Source organism: Microvirga sp. KLBC 81, from assembly GCF_003075415.1.
Classification (GTDB): Bacteria; Pseudomonadota; Alphaproteobacteria; order Rhizobiales; family Beijerinckiaceae; genus Microvirga.
This window is the reverse complement of the sequence record NZ_QDAH01000354.1, coordinates 1-509: the sequence shown is the minus strand read 5'-3', so window position 1 is coordinate 509 and position 509 is coordinate 1. Positions and strand designations below refer to the sequence as shown.

Here is a 509-nt window from a genome sequence, read left to right as displayed (position 1 = left end):
GGCTGAAGGCCATTCCAAGCTGGAGGCGATCCGGTGTCTCAAGCGCTACCTCGCTCGCGAAGTATTCACCTTGATCAGTCAGCGACAAAAGGAGATCAACCAGGCTCGTATCACCGCTTGACATTTAGAAGGGCGTCCGCGGCAGCCAATATGCAGCCGAGGCTTATGTCCGGCAGTTGGCCTCCATGAAGGCCAAGGCATCGATGAGCCGGACGGGCTGCTGCTATGACAACGCTCCCATGGAGTCGTTCTTCCAACCCTTGAAGGTAGAGCTCGTTCACCAGCGGAGCTGGGCGACGCGCGAAGAGGCTCGCCGGGATCTGTTCGGCTACATCGAGGGCTACTACAATCGGCAGCAGCGCATTCATTCGGCTCTCGGGTATCTCACACCCGAACAGGCCGAGCGGAAAATGAACTAACCCGGTGTCCACACAATCGGCTCTCCCGCACTTTGCGTGGATTACGCTGCCAGGAGCACCCGGCGGCGCAGGAGATCGAAGCTGGCTCGT

The 509-nt window shown here is 59.3% G+C and carries 2 pseudogenes; both read left to right on the top strand.

Features of this window, described 5'->3' with window-relative positions:
• Positions 1-121, top strand: a pseudogene (locus tag DC522_RS34175) (IS110 family transposase); the annotation flags it as partial.
• 16 nt (positions 122-137) lie between these two features.
• Positions 138-419 (top strand): annotated as a pseudogene (locus DC522_RS34170) (IS3 family transposase); the annotation flags it as partial.
• Between the last annotated feature and the right edge of the window lie 90 nt (positions 420-509).